Raw genomic sequence first — 2453 nt, forward strand, 5'->3', positions numbered from 1 at the left:
AAAGGATATTTTTACCAGGCCGACAATTAATCGAACTATAATAACGCCAATAAATGATAATTACTCTAGAAAAAAAGGTTTGATCAAAGGAGAAAATAAGGAGGATAAAGAACAATTGTCCTATAATCAGGAAGCATTATGGTTTATTGACCAACTGGAGGGTAGTCTTCATTACCATATTCCGTGGATTTTCAAAATAGAGGGAGATTTAAATGCTTCTTATTTAGAAGAAAGTATTCGTAAAGTAATTGAAAGACATACAATACTCAGAACCATTATTAATGAAATAGATGGGATAGGATATCAATCTATACAAAGTGAAAAGAATTGGAAACTAATTACAAAAAGAGTAGAATCCTTAAATGAGGCCCATTGCCTATTGGAAAGAAGCTTAGATGAACCCTTTAATCTTCAAGAAGATTATATGCTTAGGGCATATCTAATCTCGTATTCGGATGAAAAGCACATTCTATCATTAGTAGCGCATCATATTGCAGCTGATGGTTGGTCCTGGAATATAATAGCAAAAGAAATAAGCATTAACTATGATGGTTTATTGAATGTAACAAACAGCGACTTAAGTGAATTGGAATATCAATATTCTGATTATGCTAGGTGGCAACGAGAATATATTGAGGGAAAAAAACTCCTAAAAGGCCTAGATTATTGGAGCAGGACTTTATCAGAAATAACACCAATACGTTTTCGAAAACCAACCTTAGAATTGTTGTTTGAAGAGAAATATGGAGGAAATTATCGAGTCGAGCTTAATAAAAATCTTATAAAAGACATTCAAAATATTTGTGCATCCGAAAATGTCACTCCGTTTATATTTAATTTAACTGTACTAAAGATCTTATTATATCGGTATTTTAATCAAAATGATATTTGTATAGGAAGTCCATACAATGGAAGAGATACTTATGGTACAGAAGAAATAATAGGATTTTTTGTTAACACAATAATTTTAAGAAGTACTATAAACGGTGACAAGAAGTTTAAAGATCTTTTAAATGATGTCAAGAATAGTGTGATAGATAGTTTTGAATTTGGTTACGTCCCTTTCGAAAAAGTTGTTCAGGAAGTTCAACCCTTAAGAGAGTTGAATAGCAATCCATTTACACAGATTATTTTTGCTTATGAAGACTTATCTAGTAAAGATGAACTTGTATTAGGTAAAACCAAGATTGAAGGGTATAATCAGTATCTTAACAGATCTAAATTTGATCTAGTTTTTACTATTCAAAAAGCAAACGATCAACACTTCCTAAATATTGAATATAATTCTAATTTATTCGATAGACAGTTGATTGCGCAGTTTTCTTGTCACTTTTTCAATATTCTAGAATCGGCATGCCTAGAATCGGATAAAGAAATTAAGGATATTAATATTCACAACAGTGAAGATAGATTAGCATTAATGGAGACTGCGGGGATTGATGAATTATCGTCTGTTAATTTGACTCTAGTTGATTTGTTCTATTCATCTTTGCGAAAGGATCCTGATAAAAAAGCAGTAATCTTTGAAAATAACTCATTTACGTACAGAGAACTTGATGACTTATCTACTTCTTTGTCATTATTTCTACAACAAGAAGGAGTCGAAAAAGGACACTTAGTTGGTATTTGTTGTAAACGTTCACATTGGGTAGCTGTTGGAATGATGGCTATATTAAAAGCAGGAGCTGCTTTCGTCCCTATCGACAAAGATTACCCAATAAGTAGAATTGAGTATATTACAAAGGACACTCGCTGTAAAATTGTCTTAACTGATGAAAGTTGTGATGAGATTCTTTCCAAAATATATACTGGAGCTATAGTTTATATTAATATGCCTAATCAATGGAAGGAACATTCAAACCTTTCAATTGATTCGGATCAGATTCCATCGTGTAACGATTTGGCTTATGTACTTTATACTTCTGGTTCTACAGGTAGCCCGAAAGGAGTAATGGTAGAACATGGAAACGTAATTGCGTTACTTTCTGCATTTGATAATATTTGTGAATCAGATGAAAGTCAAATTGGAATGTCTTTATGTCCATTCGTATTTGATGTGTCGATTTGGGAAGTATTCGTCAATTTGGGATTTGGAAAAACCTTACATATTCTACCTGAAGAATTTTTATTTGACGCGAATTTAATAACCAATTATATTATAAAAAATAGAATTGATACAGCTTATTTACCTCCGACCTTGTTAGAGCCTATAATAAGTAACTTTATAGAATTTGGAAATTTCTTGCCAATCAAGAGATTGTTAGTTGGGGTAATGCCAATTAAGGAATTCGTTTTGCAAAAACTTCTAGAAATTGGTTCGAGCATACAAATTATTAATGGCTATGGTCCAACCGAAACCACAATATGTGCTACTTTTTACAAAGTAGCAAAACATACAACTAATCTAGAACGATTTGTTCCAGTTGGTAAACCTGTTTTGGGCAGCAAAGTGT

At 32.0% G+C, this 2453-nt stretch carries 1 protein-coding gene; it reads left to right on the top strand.

From position 1 onward, the window contains the following. Positions 1 to 79: 79 nt before the first annotated feature. Positions 80 to 2453, top strand: a 2374-nt coding sequence (locus B2X72_RS21305; RefSeq protein ID WP_286851416.1) for a non-ribosomal peptide synthetase, incomplete at its 3' end; no start/stop codon positions are given.

Source organism: Sphingobacterium sp. UBA7253, from assembly GCF_002472745.1.
In the GTDB taxonomy this organism is placed as follows: Bacteria; Bacteroidota; Bacteroidia; order Sphingobacteriales; family Sphingobacteriaceae; genus Sphingobacterium; species Sphingobacterium siyangense.